The organism is Hyalangium ruber (genome assembly GCF_034259325.1).
GTDB classification, from domain to species: domain Bacteria; phylum Myxococcota; class Myxococcia; order Myxococcales; family Myxococcaceae; genus Hyalangium_A; species Hyalangium_A rubrum.
On record NZ_JAXIVS010000009.1, the window covers coordinates 352,016 to 371,304 of the forward strand.

21 protein-coding genes are annotated in these 19,289 nt (G+C 70.3%); all 21 read left to right on the forward strand.

Annotation, left to right across the window (positions count from 1 at the left end; translation table 11 throughout):
• Positions 1 to 103 precede the first annotated feature (103 nt).
• A complete protein-coding gene (gene acpP / locus SYV04_RS26290; protein WP_321548647.1) occupies positions 104 to 346 on the forward strand; it encodes an acyl carrier protein in 243 nt (80 codons plus the stop codon).
• A 95-nt stretch (positions 347 to 441) separates the two neighbouring features.
• Positions 442 to 1,698: a beta-ketoacyl-ACP synthase II gene (fabF, locus tag SYV04_RS26295; protein ID WP_321548648.1), complete on the forward strand. Its 1,257-nt coding sequence runs from the start codon at positions 442 to 444 to the stop codon at positions 1,696 to 1,698.
• 72 nt (positions 1,699 to 1,770) lie between these two features.
• Positions 1,771 to 2,214 carry a ribose 5-phosphate isomerase B gene (rpiB, locus tag SYV04_RS26300; protein WP_321548649.1) on the forward strand — a complete coding sequence of 148 codons (444 nt, stop codon included), beginning with the start codon at positions 1,771 to 1,773 and terminating at the stop codon, positions 2,212 to 2,214.
• An 87-nt stretch (positions 2,215 to 2,301) separates the two neighbouring features.
• Positions 2,302 to 3,558 carry a serine hydroxymethyltransferase gene (locus tag SYV04_RS26305; RefSeq protein WP_321548650.1) on the forward strand — a complete coding sequence of 419 codons (1,257 nt, stop codon included), beginning with the start codon at positions 2,302 to 2,304 and terminating at the stop codon, positions 3,556 to 3,558.
• 23 nt (positions 3,559 to 3,581) lie between these two features.
• Positions 3,582 to 4,085 (forward strand): transcriptional regulator NrdR, encoded by a 504-nt coding sequence (gene nrdR, locus SYV04_RS26310; protein ID WP_321548651.1) that lies wholly within the window; start codon positions 3,582 to 3,584, stop codon positions 4,083 to 4,085.
• A complete protein-coding gene (gene ribD, locus SYV04_RS26315; RefSeq protein ID WP_321548652.1) occupies positions 4,082 to 5,248 on the forward strand; it encodes a bifunctional diaminohydroxyphosphoribosylaminopyrimidine deaminase/5-amino-6-(5-phosphoribosylamino)uracil reductase RibD in 1,167 nt (388 codons plus the stop codon). The genes nrdR and ribD overlap by 4 nt, the downstream gene beginning before the upstream one ends.
• 20 nt (positions 5,249 to 5,268) lie before the next feature.
• Positions 5,269 to 5,919 (forward strand): riboflavin synthase, encoded by a 651-nt coding sequence (locus tag SYV04_RS26320; protein ID WP_321548653.1) that lies wholly within the window; start codon positions 5,269 to 5,271, stop codon positions 5,917 to 5,919.
• Between the two features lie 10 nt (positions 5,920 to 5,929).
• Complete coding sequence (ribB, locus tag SYV04_RS26325; protein ID WP_321548654.1) at positions 5,930 to 7,120, forward strand: 3,4-dihydroxy-2-butanone-4-phosphate synthase; 1,191 nt, start codon at positions 5,930 to 5,932, stop codon at positions 7,118 to 7,120.
• Positions 7,121 to 7,155: 35 nt separating this feature from the next.
• On the forward strand, positions 7,156 to 7,653 hold the full coding sequence (gene ribH, locus SYV04_RS26330) for a 6,7-dimethyl-8-ribityllumazine synthase (RefSeq protein ID WP_321548655.1): 498 nt from the start codon (positions 7,156 to 7,158) through the stop codon (positions 7,651 to 7,653).
• Positions 7,654 to 7,655: 2 nt separating this feature from the next.
• Complete coding sequence (gene nusB / locus SYV04_RS26335; RefSeq protein ID WP_321548656.1) at positions 7,656 to 8,081, forward strand: transcription antitermination factor NusB; 426 nt, start codon at positions 7,656 to 7,658, stop codon at positions 8,079 to 8,081.
• A complete protein-coding gene (locus SYV04_RS26340) occupies positions 8,078 to 8,566 on the forward strand; it encodes a M17 family peptidase N-terminal domain-containing protein (RefSeq protein ID WP_321548657.1) in 489 nt (162 codons plus the stop codon). Before nusB ends, SYV04_RS26340 begins: the two co-directional genes overlap by 4 nt.
• 70 nt (positions 8,567 to 8,636) lie before the next feature.
• The gene (locus tag SYV04_RS26345; RefSeq protein WP_321548658.1) at positions 8,637 to 9,011 is read left to right on the forward strand and encodes a response regulator; all 375 of its coding nucleotides are present in this window, start codon (positions 8,637 to 8,639) and stop codon (positions 9,009 to 9,011) included.
• 19 nt (positions 9,012 to 9,030) lie between these two features.
• A complete protein-coding gene (locus tag SYV04_RS26350) occupies positions 9,031 to 11,286 on the forward strand; it encodes a chemotaxis protein CheA (RefSeq protein ID WP_321548659.1) in 2,256 nt (751 codons plus the stop codon).
• Positions 11,287 to 11,322: 36 nt separating this feature from the next.
• Entirely contained in the window at positions 11,323 to 11,883 is a 561-nt protein-coding gene (locus SYV04_RS26355) for a chemotaxis protein CheW (RefSeq protein WP_321548660.1), read from the forward strand.
• Positions 11,880 to 12,401, forward strand: a complete 522-nt coding sequence (locus SYV04_RS26360) for a chemotaxis protein CheW (RefSeq protein ID WP_422723974.1) — start codon at positions 11,880 to 11,882, stop codon at positions 12,399 to 12,401. Before SYV04_RS26355 ends, SYV04_RS26360 begins: the two co-directional genes overlap by 4 nt.
• On the forward strand, positions 12,398 to 14,374 hold the full coding sequence (locus tag SYV04_RS26365) for a HEAT repeat domain-containing protein (protein ID WP_321548662.1): 1,977 nt from the start codon (positions 12,398 to 12,400) through the stop codon (positions 14,372 to 14,374). The genes SYV04_RS26360 and SYV04_RS26365 overlap by 4 nt, the downstream gene beginning before the upstream one ends.
• A 54-nt stretch (positions 14,375 to 14,428) precedes the next feature.
• Positions 14,429 to 15,271 (forward strand): CheR family methyltransferase, encoded by an 843-nt coding sequence (locus tag SYV04_RS26370; RefSeq protein ID WP_321548718.1) that lies wholly within the window; start codon positions 14,429 to 14,431, stop codon positions 15,269 to 15,271.
• Positions 15,268 to 16,311, forward strand: a complete 1,044-nt coding sequence (locus SYV04_RS26375; protein WP_321548663.1) for a protein-glutamate methylesterase/protein-glutamine glutaminase — start codon at positions 15,268 to 15,270, stop codon at positions 16,309 to 16,311. Before SYV04_RS26370 ends, SYV04_RS26375 begins: the two co-directional genes overlap by 4 nt.
• A 53-nt stretch (positions 16,312 to 16,364) precedes the next feature.
• Positions 16,365 to 16,742 carry a response regulator gene (locus SYV04_RS26380; RefSeq protein ID WP_321548664.1) on the forward strand — a complete coding sequence of 126 codons (378 nt, stop codon included), beginning with the start codon at positions 16,365 to 16,367 and terminating at the stop codon, positions 16,740 to 16,742.
• Between the two features lie 27 nt (positions 16,743 to 16,769).
• Entirely contained in the window at positions 16,770 to 17,579 is an 810-nt protein-coding gene (locus tag SYV04_RS26385; protein ID WP_321548665.1) for an ABC transporter ATP-binding protein, read from the forward strand.
• Positions 17,576 to 19,288, forward strand: coding sequence for a putative ABC exporter domain-containing protein (locus tag SYV04_RS26390; RefSeq protein ID WP_321548666.1), 1,713 nt, complete (start codon positions 17,576 to 17,578; stop codon positions 19,286 to 19,288). The genes SYV04_RS26385 and SYV04_RS26390 overlap by 4 nt, the downstream gene beginning before the upstream one ends.
• Position 19,289 lies beyond the last annotated feature (1 nt).

Below are 19,289 nucleotides of genomic sequence, written 5' to 3' on the forward strand. Positions count from 1 at the left end.
CACGGTTGGATTGCTGGCGGGCGTGGGATATACCGCGCCCGCTTTTTACTGTGCTCGGGAAGTATGCCGAGCCCCTACATGGTTCCTGGAGGGTTTGAAACCTATGTCGACGCAAGCCATCGAATCCAAGGTCAAGTCCATCATCGCCGACCAGCTTGGCGTGAGCGATGAGGAGATCCGGCCCGAGGCCTCCTTCATCGAGGACCTTGGCGCCGACAGCCTCGATATCGTGGAGCTCGTGATGGCGATGGAGGAGGAGTTCGAGGTCGAGATCCCCGACGAGGAGGCCGAGAACATCAAGACCGTCGGCGACGCCATCAACTACATCAACACCCACAAGAAGTAGGCAGCAGGCGCGGCCGCTGGGTCGGAGGGACGCTGGCTTCCAGCGTTCCATGGCCGCGCTTTTCGTCGTAGCCGCGCACCGCGTTGGAGAAGATCGTGTCGAACCGTCGAGTCGTCATCACGGGTACCGGGTTGATTACGGCCCTGGGCACCGGGACCGAGAAGAACTGGCAGGCGATGCTCGCCGGCAAGTCGGGAATCGCGCCCATCACGCGCTTCGAGGTCGCGAAGCTCGACACGCGCTTCGCGGGCGAGGTGAAGGACTTCGAGGCCGAGCAGTTCGTCGACAAGCGCGAAGTGCGCCGGATGGACCTGTTCTCGCAGTACGCGGTGGCCGCCGCGGAGATGGCCATGCGCGAGAGCGGGTTGCCCATCGGCGCCGACAAGCCGCACGGCTACGCGAATGAGCGCGTGGGGGTCATCGTCGGCTCGGGCATCGGTGGCATCGCCTCGCTCGAGGAGCAGCACAAGAAGGGGCTGGAGAAGGGCTTCGATCGCCTCTCGCCCTTCTTCATCATCCAGATGATCATCAACATGGCGGCCGGCCTGGTCTCCATCCGCTACGGCGCCAAGGGACCGAACTGGTCTCCGGTGTCGGCCTGCGCCACCAGCGCCCACGCCATTGGCGAGGCCTGGAAGTCCATCCGCCTGGGTGAGACGGACGCGGTCATCGCCGGTGGCGCCGAGGCTCCCATCACCCCGTTGGGCATGGGTGGCTTCTCGGTGATGAAGGCGCTGTCCAGCCGCAATGACAACCCCTCCGGCGCCAGCCGCCCGTTCGACAAGGAGCGGGATGGCTTCGTCATGGGCGAGGGCGCGGGCATCGTCATCCTCGAGGAGCTGGAGCACGCCAAGAAGCGCGGCGCCAACATCCTGGCCGAGCTGGTGGGCTATGGGGCCAACTCGGACGCCAACCACGTGACGGCGCCGGCCCCCGAGGGCGAGGGTGCCGCCCGGTGCATGCGTCTGGCGCTCGCCTCCGCGGGGATGAACCCCGAGGAGGTGGGCTACATCAACGCGCACGGCACCTCCACGCCGTACAACGACGCCAACGAGACGAAGGCCATCAAGACGGTCTTCGGCGCGCACGCCCGCAAGGTGTCCATCTCCTCCACCAAGTCGATGACCGGGCACATGCTCGGCGCGGCCGGTGGCGCCGAGGCGGTCGTCAGCGTGCTGGCGCTGCTGCGCGGCGTGCTGCCGCCGACCATCAACTACACCACGCCCGATCCGGAGTGCGATCTGGACTACGTGCCCAACCAGGCGCGTGAGGTTCGCATCGACGCGGCGATGAGCAACTCGTTCGGCTTCGGCGGCACCAACGCGGTGCTGCTGTTCCGTCGCTTCAAGTAGCCCGTACCCCCGGTCCCTCTCCGCTCGGGAGAGGGCGGGGTGAGGGTGTCTCGTCCCACGGAGGGAGCCCGCGTGAAGATCATCCTCGCGTCCGACCATGCGGGCCTCGAGCTGCGCCAGGAGCTCGTCTCCGCGCTGCGCGAGCGCGGCGTGGACTTTGATGACGTGGGGCCCACCTCGCGCGACTCCGTGGACTACCCGGACTTCGCGACGAAGGTGGCCCGCGCCGTGGCCAAGGGCGAGTACACCCTGGGGGTGCTCGTGTGCGGCACGGGCATCGGCATGAGCATCGTGGCCAACAAGCACCGGGGCGTGCGTGCGGCGCTCTGCACCACCGAGTTCGAGGCCCGGATGGCGCGTGCGCACAACGACGCCAATGTGCTGTGTGTCGGCCAGCGGGTGGTGGGGGCCGGGGTGGGCCGGAGCATCCTCGAGGCCTTCCTGGCCACGCCGTTCGAGGGCGGCCGACACGAGAAACGCGTGCAGAAGATCCGCGAGGCCGAATTAGAGGGCTGAGGCGCGCTTGTGCCGGCGCCGGCCGGCGTTCCAGTCTTCCAGTCAGAGCCTCCCGGTGGGGGCCCGCAGCCAGCTTCCGAGGGACTCATGGAGAACATCCGCACGCTCGCCGAGGTCGATCCCGAGATCGCCCAGGTCGTCCGCCAGGAGACGCAGCGCCAGGAGGAGGGCATCGAGCTCATCGCCTCGGAGAACTTCGTCAGCCCGGCGGTGATGGAGGCCATGGGCTCCACGCTGACGAACAAGTACGCGGAGGGCTACCCCGGCAAGCGCTACTACGGCGGCTGCGAGGTGGTGGACGTGGCCGAGACGCTGGCCATCAACCGCGTGAAGGAGCTGTTCGGCGCCGAGGCCGCCAACGTGCAGGCCCACTCCGGCAGCCAGGCCAACATGGCCGCCTACATGGCGCTGATGAAGCCCGGTGACACGCTGCTGTCGCTGGACCTCAACTCGGGCGGCCACCTCACCCACGGCGCCGCCTTCAACTTCTCCGGCAAGCTCTACAAGGTGGTCCACTACGGGCTCACCCGCGACACGGAGACGATCGACTTCGCCCAGGTGTCCGCCCTGGCCAAGGAGCACAAGCCCAAGGTCATCGTCGTGGGCGCAAGCGCCTACCCGCGCACGCTCGACTTCGCGAAGTTCCGCGAGATCGCCGACAGCGTGGGTGCGGCGATGATGGTGGACATGGCGCACATCGCCGGCCTGGTGGCCGCGGGGGTACACCCCTCGCCGGTGCCGCTGGCGGAGTTCGTCACCTCCACCACCCACAAGACGCTGCGCGGGCCGCGCGGTGGCCTGGTGCTGTGCAAGGAGCCGTTTTTCAAGACGCTCAACAGCCAGATCTTTCCCGGCATCCAGGGCGGTCCGCTGATGCACGTCATCGCGGCCAAGGCGGTGGCCTTCAAGGAAGCGCTCAGCCCCGAGTTCAAGACGTACCAGCGGCAGATCGTCGCCAACGCCAAGGCGCTGGCCGAGGCGCTGCAGCGGGCCGGCCTGCGGCTGTGCTCGGGCGGCACCGACAACCACCTGATGCTGGTGGACCTGCGGCCCAAGAAGCTCACCGGCAAGGTGGCCGAGGAGGTGCTGGGCAAGGCGGGCTTCACGGTGAACAAGAACATGATCCCGTTCGACCCGGAGAAGCCGATGGTCACCTCCGGCGTCCGGGTGGGCACCCCCGCGATTACCTCGCGCGGCATGAAGGAGGCGGAGATGGCCATCGTCGGCCAGCTCCTCGGCGAGGCCCTGGACCATGCTTCGGATGACGCGCAGCTGGCGCGCATTCATGGCAAGGTGAAGGAGCTGACGAAGTCCTTCCCGCTGTACGCCTCGCGACTGAAGTAAACCTTTCCCGCTTCGCCCTCCGGATGCGCTGCCCCTTCTGCCAGGACACCGAGAACAAGGTCATCGACTCGCGTGAGTCGCATGAGGGCTCGGTCATCCGCCGGCGCCGCGAGTGTCTGCAGTGCAAGCGTCGCTTCACCACGTACGAGCGAGTGGAGGAGCTCTACCCGCTCATCGTGAAGAAGGACGGGCGGCGCGAGGCCTTCGATCGGGAGAAGATCGTCAACGGCCTGAAGAAGGCCTGTGAGAAGCGGCCGGTGTCGGCCGATCAGCTCGAGCAGACGGTGGGCGCCATCGAGCGGCTGCTGCAGGGCATGGGCGAGAAGGAAGTGCCCTCCAACGTCATCGGCGAAGAGGTGATGCGGCGGCTGCAGGCGCTGGACGAAGTGGCCTACGTGCGCTTCGCCTCGGTGTACCGGAGCTTCCGCGACATCGCCGAGTTCATGAACGAGCTGAAGGAACTGGCGGACCAGTCCAAGGAGGGCCGTCCCAAGCCGCTGCCCGGCAAGGGCGGCCAGCCGTCATGAGGCTGTTGACGCGAGCGCGGCTGAAGGCGCGCGGAGCGCCTCGGGCGAAGCGGGCGGCGGACTTCGACCGGGCGGTGGCCGAGTTCTTCATGCGCATCGCCCTGGAGGAGGCCTCCAAGGGCCTGGGGCGCACCAGCCCCAACCCGGCGGTAGGCGCGGTGTTGGTGAAGGGCGGGCGCATCATCGCGCGCGGCTATCATCAGAAGGCGGGCACGGCGCACGCGGAGGTGGTGGCGCTGGAGGCCGCGGGCCCTCGGGCGCGCGGCGCGGACCTCTACACGACGCTGGAGCCGTGTGACCACTACGGGCGTACGCCCCCGTGCAGCCAGGCCATCATCGAGGCGGGGGTGCGTCGGGTCATATCCGCATCCGCGGATCCCAACCCCAAGGTGAACGGCAAGGGCATCACCCGGCTGCGGCGGGCGGGGGTGGAGGTGCTCACCGGTGTCCTCCAGGCGGAGGCCGACAGGCTCAACCGGCCCTTCTTCAAGGTCATCCGCACGCGCCTGCCGTACGTGACGCTCAAGGCGGCGGTGACGCTGGACGGCAAGCTGGCGACGGCCACCGGAGACTCTCGCTGGGTGACGGGCGAGGTGGCGCGCGCGTGGGTACACCGGCTGCGCGACCGGGTGGATGTGCTCCTGGTGGGCTCCAACACCGTGCGCAAGGACAACCCGAAGCTCACCACGCGCCTGCCCGGCGGCGGAGGCAAGGACCCGGTGCGCGTGGTGGTGGACTCGCGCCTGAGCCTCAAGGCCACCCACACCGTGTTCACCCAGCGTTCGGCGGCGCGCACCGTGCTGGCCACGCTGGAGGACCCCTCGGGCCGCAAGGCCCGCCGCTTCACCGCGCTGGGCGTGGAGGTGTGGCAGGTGCGCGAGAAGCGCGGGCGGGTGGACTTGAAGGCCCTGCTGACCCGCCTCGCCCAGGAAGGCCTCAACCACGTGCTGGTGGAGGGCGGGGCGGAGATGTACGGCTCCTTCCTGCGTGACAGGCTGGCGGACGAGCTGGCGCTCTTCCTGGCTCCCAAGCTCATCGGCAGCCAGGGGCTCTCCTGGGCGGGTGACCTGGGGGTGAAGGTGATGGCCGAAGCGCTCACCCTCAAGAATGCCACCTTCGAGCAGCTGGGGGAGGACCTGCTCCTCCAGGCACAGCTCGGATGAATCCGTTATAAGCCCCGCCGATGTTCACCGGACTCATTCAGGATATGGGCGCAGTGGAGCGTGTCGTCCCCGGTGGGATGACGGACCTCTGGATTCGCACGACCCTGGGCGCGGGCAGCTTCGCCCTCGGGGAGTCCATCGCCGTGGACGGCGCGTGCCTCACGGTGGTGGAGCGGGGCGGGGACACCTTCAAGGTCCAGGCGGCCCCGGAGACGCTGCGGCGCACGACGATGGGCGAGCTGCGCCCCGGCTCCCGGGTGAACCTGGAGCGGGCGCTGGCGCTGGGAGACCGCCTGGGCGGTCACCTGGTCGCTGGCCACGTGGACGCGGTGAGCGAGGTGCTGGAGACGCGCCCCGAGGGTGGCTCCTGGGTGATGGCCTTCCGGCTGCCCTCCGAGCTGGCGCCCTACTTCATCGAGAAGGGCTCGGTGGCGGTGGATGGCATCAGCCTCACCGTTAACTCCGTGCTCCCGGACCGCTTCACCGTCCAGCTCATCCCCGAGACGCAGGCGCGCACGACGCTGCGCGCCAAGGGTGTGGGCTCGCGGGTGAACCTGGAAGCGGACATGATCGGTAAGTACGTGGCGCGGCTGTTCTCGCTGCGCCAGGGCCCGGAGAGCGGGCTGACCGAAGCGGCGCTGCGGGCGGCCGGGTTCGGGGTGAAAGGTTAAGGAGCACGGCATGGCGCGCGGCAAGCAGGGCACGGATGTCATCGAGCTGGTGGAGCGGGCGCTCGCGGAGATCCGCAAGGGTGGCATGGTCATCCTCACGGATGACGAGGACCGCGAGAACGAGGGCGACCTCGTGATGGCGGCCGAGAAGGTGACGCCCAAGGCCATCAACTTCATGGCCACCCACGCCCGTGGGCTCATCTGCCTGGCCCTCACCGAGGAGCGCATCCGCCGGCTGAACCTGCCGCTCATGGTGCAGGACAACACCTCGCCCTTCCAGACGGCCTTCACCGTCTCCATCGAGGCGGCGCGCGGCGTCACCACCGGTATCTCCGCGGCGGACCGCGCCCGCACCGTGCTGGCGGCGGTGGCGCCCAACGCCAAGCCGGGAGACCTCGTGCGCCCCGGCCACATCTTCCCCCTGCGCGCCCGCGAGGGCGGCGTGCTGGTGCGCACCGGGCAGACCGAGGGCAGCGTGGACCTGGCGCGCCTCGCCGGGCTCGCGCCCGCGGGCGTCATCTGTGAGGTGATGAACGCCGACGGCACCATGGCCCGCCGGCCGGACCTGGTGAAGTTCGCCCGCAAGCACAAGCTGGTGCTGCTCTCGGTGGCGGACCTCATCCGCTACCGGCTGGAGCGCGAGCGGCTCATCCGCCGCATCGCCTCGGCCACCGTCGAGCGCCGGGGCGCGGGCACCTTCCAGGCCTACACCTACGGCAGCGACGTGGACTCCGCCGTCCACGTGGCGCTGGTGAAGGGGGACATTCGGGGCAAGGAGCCCGTGCTCACCCGCGTCCACCGGGGCTGCATGATGGGAGACCTGCTGGGCAGCAGCGGGTGCGACTGCGGCAGCCAGCTCGAGCAGGCCTTCCAGCGCATCCAGGCCGCCGGGCGGGGCGTCATCATCTACCTGCAGAAGGACGCGCCGGCGAAGGCCCGGCTGCAGTGTACCCACACCTCCAACGAGCAGGTGGTGCGGGGCAAGCCGGACCAGACGCGCCTGCGCGAGTTCGGCGTGGGGGCGCAGATCCTCAAGGATCTCGGGTTGTCCCGGTTGCGGCTGCTCACCAACAACCCGAAGAAGATCGTGGGCCTGGAGAGCTACTCCCTGGAGGTGGTGGAGCAGATTCCCCTCACCGAGGGGAAGGCCCCCCGGCGCTTGGTGGCGCGCACGCCCCGTCGCCGGCGTGACAAGTCGTGAAGACGCGGGGTAGGCCCCTGGTGTAGGAAGCACCCATGCCTCGCTACATCGAAGGTGATTTCCTGCCCCCGAAGGGCCGCTTTGCCATCTGCGTGGCCCGCTTCAACGCGTTCATCACCGAGGAGCTCGTCAAGGGCGCGGTGGACTCGCTGGTGCGCCACGGGGTGGCCGACTCGGACATCGACGTCTACCGCTGCCCGGGCACCTATGAGCTGCCGGGCCTCACCCGCCGGGTGACCGAGTCCCAGGGCTACGTGGGCGTCGTCACCCTGGGCGCCGTCATCCGCGGCGGCACCCCCCACTTCGACTACGTGGCGGGCGAGTGCTCCAAGGGCATCGGCTCGGTGGCCTTCAGCGCCGCGGCCCTGGCCAAGCCGGTGTCCGTCACGTTCGGTGTGCTCACCTGCGATACGGTGGAGCAGGCCATCGACCGGGCCGGGGTGAAGGCCGGCAACAAGGGCGCGGACGCGGCCATGGCCTGTCTGGAGATGGTCAACCTCTACGCGAAGATGGTGGAAGGGAAGAGGGGATAGCGATGGGAGCGCGGAGAACCGGGCGGGAGCGCGCGCTGCAGGCGCTCTACCAGTTGGAGATGACCGCGGGCACGACGCCCTATGAGGCGCTCACCTCCGCGTGGGCGGCCTCCGCCGAGGAGGGCAAGCCCGACCCGGACGCCGTCAAGTTCGCCCAGGAGCTCGTCGAGGGTGTCCACGCCCACCAGGCGGAGATCGACCAGCTCATCGAGAAGCACAGCCACAACTGGCGGCTGGACCGCATGTCGCGCATCGACCGGAACGTGCTGCGCCTGGGCGTCTTCGAGCTGAAGTACCGCCCGGACATCCCCAAGAAGGTTTCCATCAACGAGGCCGTGGAGCTGGGCAAGAACTTCGGCACGGAGGAGTCCAGCGCCTTCGTCAACGGCTTGCTCGACCGCGTCGCGGGGGCCCTCGGAAAGCCGTGAACGTCACCGCCCACGAGATTGGTTTCGAGGGGCTGGATACCCTCGCCGGGGTGGACGCCCTGTGCCTCTTCGTGGCCGAGGATGACCGGCCCCTGCCCGGCACCGCCGGCTATGTGGACTGGCGGCTGTGTGGGGACCTCTCCCGCGTGCTCAAGGCGGAGTTCTTCACTGGCGTGAAGGATGACTGGCTCTTGCTGCCCACGGACGGGCGGCTGCCCTTCCCTCGCATCTTCGCGGTGGGGATGGGCCCCCGGAAGTCGCTGACCCCGGAGGCACTGGGCAAGGCGCTCGCCAGCGCCGCCCGGGTGCTGGCCAAGGCCAAGGTGGAGTCGGTGGCCCTGGAGATTCCAGGCGGGGGCGAGGTGGACGAGGCGGCCCAGGCGGCGGCCCTCCAGCAGCACTTCCTGCCGGGGTTCAAGGGCAAGCGCGTCTCGCTCCTCGCGGACAAGGGCCTGGCCAGGCTGTTGCCCGGACGCAAATCGTGAGCCGCCGCGCGCCGGGGATTCGCGGGGCGGGTGGGCGTTCTGCTAGCATGCCTGCTCCCGAGGCGAGCGCATGGGATTCAAGGTCCTGATCGTGGAGGATTCCAAGGCGTCGCGCGAGTTCATCGCCGCGACGGTGGAGGCTGTCCCCGGCCTCGAGGCCATCACCAGCGCCAGCGGCTTCGAGGCGCTGCGACTGCTGCCGCGCCACCGGTTCGATCTCATCATCACCGACATCAACATGCCCGACATCAACGGGCTGGAGTTGATCAGCTTCGTCAAGAAGAACCCCAACTACCGCGACACGCCGCTGTTCATCATCACCACCGAGGGCCGTGACCAGGATCGGGATCGCGGCATGAAGCTCGGGGCGGCGGAGTACCTGGTCAAGCCCTTCGAGCCCCAGAGCCTGGAAGGGCTGCTGAGGCGCTACCTGAAGCTGGCGTGAGCCGAGGGCCGCCGCCACCGTGAACCAGGGAGGCAAAGCGCTGGCGGAGTTCGTCGCGGAGGCGACGGAGATCCTCGACACGCTGGGCAAGGACCTGCTCACGCTGGACGAGCGCCGGGGCCAGGAGGCCGACCCCGACCTCATCAACGGCATCTTCCGGGCGGCGCACTCGCTCAAGGGGTTGTCGGGGCTGTTCGGCCAGGACCGGATTGCTCGGCTGGCGCACGGCACGGAGGACCTGCTGGACCGGCTCCGGCTGGGCAAGCTGATGCTGGACGACACCGTGCTGGACTCGCTCATCGAGTCGCTGGATGTCTTCCAGGCCCTGCTGGTGGAGACCTCGCGCGGGGAGTCCTCGTCGGCGCAGGGCGCCCGGGCGGAGGCGCTCACCGAGCGGCTGACGCAGATGGGGGCTCCCAAAGCCCAGGGGGAAGAGGATCCCCTCGAACGGCTGGAGCTGGATGCTCAGGTCCGCGCCGTCTTCACCGAGTACGAGGAGCACCGGCTGCGGGAGAACGTCCGCAAGGACGTGGCGCTGTGGCGGGTGCGCGCCGACTTCGACCTGTCCGACTTCGACAAGGGGCTGGCCGAGCTGAACAACCGCCTCAAGCCCCTGGGAGAGATCATCAGCACGCTGCCCTCGGCGCAGCCCAGCAGCGCCAGCGGCATCGCGTTCGATCTCATCTTCGGCGCCAAGGTGACGAGCCAGGAGCTGAGCGCCGCGCTGGAGGGGACGCCCGCGCAGCTCTCCCAGCTCCCGGTGCGTGCCCCCGCCCGGGCTCCGGCGCCCGCTGCGCCTCCCGCGGCCGCCTCCGTGCGCATGACCACCGCGGCGGCGCCCCCGGCCGAGCCCGCGCCCCGTGCTGCTCCCGCGCGCCGCTCGGGGACCAAGAAGAGCAAGGCCCCCAAGGCCGCGCCGCCTCCTCCCGAGCCGGAGGTCGAGATCGCGCCGCCTGCCCCTTCTCCGCCCCCGGTGAGCACCCGGAAGGGGGGCGAGGTGGAGGCCGAGGCGGAGGCCGAGACGGGCTCGAAGGGCCCTCGGGTGGACTTCGACACGTCGCTGCGCTCGCTCACGCAGACGGTGCGCGTGGACATCCGCAAGCTCGACGGGCTGATGAACACGGTGGGCGAGCTGCTGCTCATCAAGGCCAACCTCCAGCGCATCTCCGAGGCTTCCCGGCAGGAGGGCGCGCTGGTGGTCTCCAAGCTGTGGAACCAGGAGCTGGCGCGGGAGACCCGACAGCTGGAGCGCAAGCTGGATGCGCTGCAGAACGGGCTGCTCGAGGCGCGCATGGTCCCGGTGGGCCAGGTGTTCGACAAGCTGGCGCGGCTGGTGCGCCGCATCGCCCGAGAGGCCGGCAAGGAGCTGGAGTTCCTCATCAGCGGCGGCGAGGTGGAGCTGGACAAGCTCATCGTCGAGGAGCTGAGCGATCCGCTGATGCACATCATCCGCAACGCCATCGACCACGGCGTGGAGACGCCCGAGGCCCGGCTGTTGGTGGGCAAGCCCCGGCGCGCCACGGTGTCGCTGCGGGCCGAGCAGAAGGGCAACCACGTCCTCATCGAGGTGAGCGACGACGGGGCCGGCATCGACGAGCACCGCGTCCGCGAGGTGGCGCTGCAGCGGGGCCTCATCACCCAGGCGCAGGCCCAGGAGATGAACCGGCGCGAGCTGCTCAACCTCATCTTCCTGCCGGGCTTCTCCACCGCCCGGACCGTCTCCGAGCTGTCCGGCCGGGGCGTGGGCCTGGACGTGGTGAAGAACAACATCAGCAACCTCTCGGGCATCATCGACGTGTGGAGCGAGCGCGGCAAAGGCACCGCCTTCCAGCTCACGCTGCCCCTGACGCTGGCCATCATCCGCGCGCTGGTGGTGGGAGTCAGTGGGCGCACCTACGCGGTGCCCCTCAACAGCGTGCTGGAGATCCTCTCCGTGGTGCCCCAGGACATCCGCACCGTGGAGCGCCGCGAGGTGCTGGACCTGCGCGGGCAGACGCTGCCCTTCACCCGGCTGGCACGCATGTTCGGCCTGCCCGAGAAGAACACCGGTCGACACTTCGTGGTGGTGGTGGGCCTGGCCCAGGAGCGCATGGGCATCGCCGTGGACGAGCTGTTCGGCCAGCAGGACATCGTCACCAAGCCCCTGGGTGGCCGGCTTCACTCGGTTCGAGGCATTTCCGGGGCTACGGACCTGGGAAACCGGAGAACCGTGTTGGTTCTGGATGTCGCGGCTTTGCTGGAAGAGGGAATGGGGCCGGAGCGTCGTTGGGCCTGACGCGAGGTGGGCCCGGGCTGCTATCTTCCATCGAGCGTGTCCCGCTTCTCCGAACTGCTCGATGACTTCTTCTACCGACCGGACGAGGACGTCGGTGGCCTGCTGGAGTTTGCCGCCGGCAGCGACGAGATGCTGCCCGTCACCCCGGAGGAGACGCCCGAGGAGTACCTGGCCTTCGTGCTGGAAGGGGAGTGCTACGCCGTGCCCATCCGCTCCGTCCGGGAGATAGGCAAGGTACCGCCGCTGACGGAGATTCCGCGCGCCGAGCCGCACCTGCTGGGCGTGATGAACCTGCGCGGCGATGTCATCCCCGTTTATGACATCAAGATGCGGCTGAGGCTGGCGGACAAGGCTCCTCAGGTGGCGGGCCCGGATGCGGCGGCGCCCCCGCGCGCGGCGCGCATCATCGTGGCCCATACGGAGGAGGGGCCCGCGGGCGTGTGGGTGGACGCGGTGCGGGATGTGGTGCGCCTGAAGCCCTCCATGCTGGAGCAGGCCCCGCCGGGCGTGGGCGGCGAGCGCGACTGTGTGGTGGGGCTGGGACGACGCAACGCGCAGCTCTACATCCTCCTCGACCTGCAGCAGGCGCTCGCATGAGGGAGCCCATGAAGATGCTCCCGCGCCGGTCCCTGCCCGAGCGCGCGACGACGCAGGATCCGCTCGTGAAGCTCTGCTCCTTCCTCGTGGGCAAGGAGGAGTACGTGCTGGACATCATGCGCGTGGAGGAGATCCTCCCGCCTCAGCGGATCATCCCCGTGCCGCGCGCGCCCTCCTTCGTGGAGGGCATGCTGCACCTGCGCGGGGCGATGCTGCCGGTGGTGGACATGCGGCAGCGGTTGACCGCCACGGAGGCGCCGCCCTCGCCGCGCTCCCGGTTGCTGGTGTGCTTGCTGGGCCGGCGGCGGTTGGCGCTGCGGGTGGATCGGGTGACGGAGGTGATGCGGGTGCGCCGCAGTGAGATCAAACCCGCTCCCGCGTTGCTGTCTCCGGGGCGGACGCCGTTCGTGGTGGGTGTGTGTGGGACGCAGGAGCGGCCGAGGCTGCTCCTGGACATCAAGGCCCTGCTGCGCGCCGAGGTAGAGCGCGAGACGCAGCGGCCAGGAGGGGCGGCGTGACGACCGACGTCCCCACGCTTCAAGAAGAGGAGCGCTACCGGGCCGTGCTGGGGTTGGACCCAGCCGGGGCGGGGACGCTCGAGTCGCTCATCTCCGCGCTCCATGACGAGAGCTGGCGGGTGCGCCGCGCGGCGGCGGAGGCGGCCAGGCGGTTGCCGGCGCCGGGCGAGGTGGCGCTCCGGCTGGTCTCCGTCCTGGGCGAGCGCGGGGAGACGGGTGCGCGCAACGCGGCCGCCGAGGCGCTGGTGGGCCTGGGCGACGTGGCGCTGGGGCCGCTCATCCGGTTGCTGGGGCATTCGGATCCGGACCAGCGCAAGTTCGCCGCGGACATCCTCGGGCAGTTGGGCCGGCGCGGGGCCGAGAACGCGCTGATCCAGGCCCTGGCGGATCCCGACCTCAACGTCCGCGTCTCCGCGGTGGAGGCGGTGGGGCGCGTGGGCTCCGAGGTGGGGGCTCGCGCGCTGGAGCGACTGCTGAAGGAGGAGGAGCCGCTGCTGCGGTTGGCCGTGCTGGAGGCGCTCACGCAGCTCCAGTGGCCGCCGCCGTTGCCGGTCGTGGTGCCACTGCTGGCGGAGGGGCGGCTGCGGCGCAGCGCCTACCGGGTGCTGGGGCTCATCCCCCAGGTGGCCGCCACGGAGCTCATCAGCCGGGGGCTCGGTTCGGAGCTGCGCTCGGTGCGTGAGGCCGCGCTCGGGGCGCTTGGCACCCAGGCCAGCGTGGCCGACACCCCACTGCGCGCGGAGATCGACGCCCAGGCGCGCACCTCGCTCAAGCGGCTGCCCAACGCGATGGAGTTCGTCTCCCAGGCCTTCGAGGCCGAGGACTATTACGTGCGGGCTGGCGCGCTGGTGGCCGCGGGCGCGCTGCGGGAGCCCACCCTGGCCGTGCTCGTGGCGGAGGCGGCGCGGGAGGACCGGCTGCTGCGCGAGGTCATCCGCACCCTGTCGCGGCTGGGGGCCGAGGCGGGTCGGGAGCTGCTCGGGCGCATGGCGGAGCTGTCCCTGCCGGCGCGAGCGGCGGCGGCCCAGGCGCTGCTGGAGATGGTGGACCCCTCGTATGTCCCCGCGCTGAGCGCGCTGCTCGAGTGGGCCGAGGACGACCTGCGCGCCGTGGCGGTGAAGGCGCTGGGGCGCACCCAGTCGCCGGACGCGGTGGCTCCGCTCGTGGCGCTGCTGGACGAGCCAGCGCTCGCGGGCGCGGCGGTGCGGGCGCTCGGGGTGCTGTCCGGGGGCTGCCGTGAGGCCGTGATCAAGGCGCTGGAGGCGGTGATGGAGCAGCGGCCCGTGCCCGCCGCCGTGGCGGCCTACGCGCATGCCGGTGGAACGGCCGCGCTGCCGACGCTCCGCAGGCTGGCTCGCGATGCGGATCCGCTCCTGCGCGCCGCCGCCCTGGATGCCGCGGTGGATGTGGATCCAGCGGTGGGTCTGGAGTTGGCGCGCGGGGCGCTCGTGGACGAGGCCGCCCCGGTGCGTGCCTCCGGAGCGCGGGTGGTGGGGCGGGTGGGAGATGCTTCCGCGGGCTCGTTGCTGCGCCGGGCGCTGCAGGACGAGGACATCGCCGTGCGGCTCGCCGCGGTGGAGGCCCTGGGAGAGATTGGCGCCGCCGAGCGCGCCACGGACCTGGAGGCCATGGTCCGCCACCCGGACGGGGCGCTGGCGGGTCGGGCCGTTCGTGCGCTGGCGCGGATGGGCACCATCCGGCCCGAGGTGCTCCGGCAGGCGGCACGTCACTCGGACGCGGAGGTGGTGAAGGCCGCGCTGCAGGCCGGGGCGGTGTCGGCCGAGGGTGTGGCGCTGGCGGTGGAGATGCTGGGCCATCCGGGCTGGGACGTGCGCGCCACGGCGGCACGCGTTCTGGGGGACGCGGGAGGACGGGAGAGTCTGGAGGCGGTGCAGGCCGCGCTGGCCTCCGAGCAGGATGCGTTGGCACGGCGTGCGCTCTCGGACGCGGTGGAGCGCCTGTCGAGGCGCTGAGAGGGGATGGGGGGGCAAGTGGCGCCACGCTTCGACGAGGAGGGACGGCCGGAGATGAGCGCGGAGGAGTTCCGCCTCCTGCGCGACCACGTCTACGCCCACTGCGGCATCCTCATCCGCGAGGACATGAAGTTCGTGATGGAGCGGCGCCTCTGGCCGCGCCTGGAGGCGCTGGGGCTGCCGAACTTCGCCGCCTACCACCGCTTCCTGCGCTACGACACGCGCCGCAACGCGGAGCTGGACTCGGCCGTCGAGGCGCTCACCACGCACGAGACGTACTTCTTCCGGGAGCCCGTTCAGCTCAAGGCCTTCACCGAGGAGGTGCTGCCCCTGCTCCAGCAGCGCAACGCGGGGACGCGGCGGCTGCGCATCTGGTCCGCGGGGTGCTCCACCGGCGAGGAGGCCTACACCATCGCCATGCTCCTCAAGGAGAGCCGCCTCTTCGAGGGCTGGGAGGTGGAGATCTACGGCACGGACATCTCCCGCCGGGTGCTCACCACGGCGCGCAAGGCGGAGTATGGCCCCTCCTCGCTGCGGGCGACGCCGCCGGAGATGCTGTCGCGCTACTTCATCTCCCTGGGCGCCAGCAAGGTGCGGGTGCGGGATGACATCCGGGCCTGGGTGTCCTTCGGGCACCTGAACCTGCTGGATGCGGAGTCGTGCCTGCTGGTGCCTCGCGCGGACGTCGTCTTCTGCCGCAACGTGATGATCTACTTCGACGTCCCCGCCCGGCAGCGGGTCCTCCAGGTGTTCAGCGACAAGCTGGTGCCCGGGGGCTATCTGATGCTGGGGCACTCGGAGAACCTGCTCAACCTGGGAGCGGCCTTCGAGCTGGTCCACCTGCGGGGCGATCTCGTGTACCGGAAGCCCGAGCTGTCGTGGAAGGTGGAGCGATGAGCGTACGCCCTCCCGTCACGGTGCTCGTCATCGATGACTCGGCCCACAACCGCCGGATGTTGATCGAGCTGCTGGAGTCCGAGCCGGACATCCAGGTCCTCGACTGGGCGGGGGATGGAGAGGAGGGCCTGCGCAAGGTGGTGGATCTGCGGCCGGACGTGGTGACGGTGGACCTGGAGATGCCTCGGCTGGGCGGGTACACGTTCCTTCGGCTGCTGCGGAACACGGCTCCCACGCCGGTCATCGTCATCTCCAGCTACTCGCACAAGACGGACGTCTTCAAGGCGCTGGAGCTGGGGGCGTTCGACTTCATCGCCAAGCCGCAGAAGAGCACGGCGGACACGCGCGAGAGCCTGCGGTTGGAGCTGATGGAGAAGGTGCGGGCGGCGCGGATGGTGCGTCGGGGCAGCACCCCGCGGCGCGAGGCCCGCAAGCCGCCGGCTCCGCTGGAGACGCAGGAGTTGCCCTTCGTGGTGGCGGTGGCGGCGTCCACGGGCGGGCCGCCCGCGGTGCAGCGGCTGTTGGAGGCGCTCGCGGCGGAGCCCACGCCCTGCGTGCTCGTCTGCCAGCACATGCCGGCCCAGTTCACCCGGGCCTTCGCCGAGCGGCTGGATCGCATCGGCCCGTTCCACGTGACGGAGGCCTGCGAGGGGGACCGCATCGTCCCGGGCCATGTGTACATCGCCCCGGGCGGCCGCCACATGGTGCTGGCCGAGAAGGAGGGGCGCCTGGAGCTGAAGATCCCGGCGCAGGGGGGGAAGGACCGCTACGCGCCCTCGGCGGACCGGCTCTTCACGAGCGTGGCGAGGACGCTGGGCTCCAAGGCCCTGGCGGTGGTGCTCACGGGGATGGGCTCGGATGGGGCCGCGGGCGTCCGGGAGGTTCACCACGCGGGCGGGGAGGTCTGGGCGGAGTCGGAGGAGACGGCGGTGGTGTTCGGCATGCCCCAGGAGGCCATCGCCACCGGGGTGGTACGGCGGGTGCTGCCACTGGGGGAGATGGGCCCGGCGCTGGTGACGGCGGCCCGGCGTCGGCGCTGAACAGGAAGCAGAGAGCGGCTTCTTTCTGGAATCACGGTGATATCTTCGGGCCCATGACGCAGATCCGGGCTCTCGTGGTGGACGACTCCCAGGCGATGCGGCGGAGCATCATGTTCGCGCTTCAGCGCCTCGGCGGAGTGGTCTGCGTCGAGGCGGCGGACGGGGCCGAGGGCCTCAAGAAGTTCACCCAGAGCAAGTTCGATCTGGTGCTCACCGACATCAACATGCCGCTGATGGACGGGCTCAAGCTCATCAGCCACATCCGGCAGGCCTCCGAGCAGCGCGAGGTGCCCATCGTGGTCATCACCACGGAGGGGGCGGCGATGGACCGGGAGCGAGCGATGGCGCTGGGGGCGAGCGCGTACCTCGTCAAGCCGGTGCAGTCCAAGGTGGTGCTGGACACGGTGAAGGACCTGCTCAAGCTGCACTGATTCGGAGCCCTGGTGCCGCCCTCCGACATGACTCCTGCCGCTGACCCGGGCCCCGAGCCGGGAGGCCCGGTGGCGCCCGTGCTGGAGGTGGTGGCCCTGGAGAAGGCTTATGGCGCCCTGAAGGCGGTGCAGGGGCTGAGCTTCCAGGTGGCGCCGGGGGAGGTGTTGGGGTTGGTGGGGCCCAACGGAGCGGGGAAGACGTCCACGCTGCGGTGCCTGGCGGGCATCCTCCCGGTGTCCTCGGGGCGGGTGGTCGTGACGGGGCATGACGTGGCGGTGGCGCCGGTGGAGGCCAAGCGGGCCCTGGCGTTCCTGCCGGACGAGCCGCGCCTCTTCGAGTACCTTACGGTCTGGGAGCACCTGAACTTCGTCGCCCGGCTCTATGGCGTGGAGGGGTGGGAGGAGAAGGCGCGGGCGCTGCTCTCGGAGATGGAGCTGGTGGGCAAGGAGCGGGCGCTTCCGGGAGAGCTGTCGCGGGGCATGAAGCAGAAGCTGTCGATTGCGTGCGGCTTCCTGCACGAGCCGCGGCTGATCCTGCTGGACGAGCCGCTCACGGGGTTGGACCCCATCGGCATCCGGCGGATGAAGGCCTCCCTGCGGCAGCGAGCAGAGCACGGGGCGGCGCTGGTGCTGTCCTCTCATCTGCTGCCGCTGGTGGAGGAGCTGTGCCACCGCATCCTGGTCATCGCGGGAGGGCGCGCGGTGGCGCTGGGGACGCTGGCGGAGATCCGCGCGCGGATGAGCGGCGTGGACGACGGCAGCGCCTCGTTGGAGGAGCTCTTCGTTCGCATCACCAGCGCCGGAGCGGATGAGCGGCCGGGGCCTGCCGGGCCGTGAGCTTCCCTCGCGCGGTGGCGTTCCTCTGGTGGGCCTCGCTGCGCAACCGGGTGCGGCGGCAGATGCAGCGCCTGCGCCAGCCGAAGTACCTCGTCGGATTGTTGGTGGGTGGCGCCTACCTGTACGCGGTGCTGATTCGGCGGCTGAACTTCCGGGGCTCCATGGAGGTGGTGCCCCCGGAAGGGAGGATGTTCGCCGAGCTGCCACTGGCGGCCATGGCGCTGGCGACGCTGGGGGCCGCGTGGGCGTTCGGGCAGGACCGTCCCGCGCTCACGTTCTCGGAGGCGGAGGTTCAGCAGCTCTTCTCCGCGCCGGTGAGCCGGCGGGGGTTGTTGCACTACAAGCTGGCGCGCGGGTTGTTTGGGGCGTTGACGGGCGCCTTCTTCACCACGCTCTTCGTGGGCCGGGCGGTAAGCCCGCATCCCCTGCTGTTCTTCGTGGGGGCCACGGTGTCCCTGGCGATCGTGAACCTGCACGTGACCGCCGCCTCGTTCGTGCGCGTGCGGCTGGCGCGGCTCGGGTGGTTGGGGACGGCGCTCCGGTGGGCGGTCCTGGGAGGGCTGTTCGTGGCCCTGGGCCTGGCCAGCCACTCGGCGCTCGAGGCCCACCCGTTGCCTGTGGATACGCGGGGACAGACGGTGGTGCGGGACTGGCTGTACGCGGTGTTGGAGGAGCCCGCGCTTCGGACCGTGCTGTGGCCGGGGAGGATGCTGGTGGCGCTGCCGATGGCCTCAGGGGTGGGGGAGTTCGTCCGTGCGCTGCCGCTCTCGCTGGGGCTGCTGTTGGCCCACTACCTGTGGGTCTCGGTGCTGATCGTGCCCTTCGAGGAGGCAGTGGTGGTGCGGGTCGAGGAGCGGGCTCGACTGCGGGGGCCTCGGATGGCGCGGGTCGGCAACTTCGTCCTGCGGCGGCCGTTCTTCCAGCTCGTGTCGCGGGGACGGCCCGAGGTGGCGCTGCTGTGGAAGAACCTGATCGCCGCGCGGCGGATAGGGGGGCCGGAGATCCTCCTCGTCCTGGCGTTGCTGGGGCTCGCCTTTCCCGTGGGCACGGCCTTCTTTGCCCCCGAGTCCCTGTCTTCGGTGCGCCAGATCATGGCGAGCGTCTACCTGTTCGTCGCGGCCATCCTCACGGTGTTCGGTCCGGTCTCCCTGCGCTCGGATCTGCGCATGGACTTGCCGAAGCTGGACCTGCTGCGGGCGATGCCGTTGACGGGGTCGCAGGTGGTGGCGGCCGAGCTGCTCGCGCCGGGGCTGTTGCTGGCGATCATGCAGTGGGTGCTGCTCGCCCTGGCGGTGGGGATGGCGCTCGGGGTGGACTTGCCCTGGGGCTCGGCGCTGTGGGTGGCGGGGGCATTGGGGGTGGCGCCGTTGCTGACGGCCCTGACCTTTGGGGGGCTGTTCGTCCAGAACGCCGCGGTGGTGCTCTTCCCCACGTGGCTACCGGCGGATGGCGAACGGGCGCGAGGCATTGAAGCGCTGGGCCAACGGGTGTTGACGCTGGCGGGCTCGTTGCTGGTGCTCGTGGGAGGGCTGGTGCCCGCAGTGCTGGTGGCGTCCCTGGTGGGCTTTGCCCTGGCGGGGTGGCTGGGGGTATGGGCGCTGCCCTTCGCGGGGCTCACGGCGGCGGCGGGGCTGTTCGCCGAGGTGTTGCTGGGGGTGGCGGCCCTCGGCAGGGCCTTCGACCGGATGGACGTGTCGAGTGAGCCGTAGC

Coding starts and splice junctions, on each gene's coding strand:
- acpP (WP_321548647.1), top strand. CDS start 104: ATGTCGACGCAAGCCATCGAATCCAAGGTCAAGTCCATCATCGCCGAC.
- SYV04_RS26305 (WP_321548650.1), top strand. CDS start 2,302: ATGGAGAACATCCGCACGCTCGCCGAGGTCGATCCCGAGATCGCCCAG.
- nrdR (WP_321548651.1), top strand. CDS start 3,582: ATGCGCTGCCCCTTCTGCCAGGACACCGAGAACAAGGTCATCGACTCG.
- ribD (WP_321548652.1), top strand. CDS start 4,082: ATGAGGCTGTTGACGCGAGCGCGGCTGAAGGCGCGCGGAGCGCCTCGG.
- SYV04_RS26320 (WP_321548653.1), top strand. CDS start 5,269: ATGTTCACCGGACTCATTCAGGATATGGGCGCAGTGGAGCGTGTCGTC.
- ribB (WP_321548654.1), top strand. CDS start 5,930: ATGGCGCGCGGCAAGCAGGGCACGGATGTCATCGAGCTGGTGGAGCGG.
- ribH (WP_321548655.1), top strand. CDS start 7,156: ATGCCTCGCTACATCGAAGGTGATTTCCTGCCCCCGAAGGGCCGCTTT.
- nusB (WP_321548656.1), top strand. CDS start 7,656: ATGGGAGCGCGGAGAACCGGGCGGGAGCGCGCGCTGCAGGCGCTCTAC.
- SYV04_RS26345 (WP_321548658.1), top strand. CDS start 8,637: ATGGGATTCAAGGTCCTGATCGTGGAGGATTCCAAGGCGTCGCGCGAG.
- SYV04_RS26360 (WP_422723974.1), top strand. CDS start 11,880: ATGAGGGAGCCCATGAAGATGCTCCCGCGCCGGTCCCTGCCCGAGCGC.
- SYV04_RS26370 (WP_321548718.1), top strand. CDS start 14,429: ATGAGCGCGGAGGAGTTCCGCCTCCTGCGCGACCACGTCTACGCCCAC.
- SYV04_RS26375 (WP_321548663.1), top strand. CDS start 15,268: ATGAGCGTACGCCCTCCCGTCACGGTGCTCGTCATCGATGACTCGGCC.
- SYV04_RS26380 (WP_321548664.1), top strand. CDS start 16,365: ATGACGCAGATCCGGGCTCTCGTGGTGGACGACTCCCAGGCGATGCGG.
- SYV04_RS26385 (WP_321548665.1), top strand. CDS start 16,770: ATGACTCCTGCCGCTGACCCGGGCCCCGAGCCGGGAGGCCCGGTGGCG.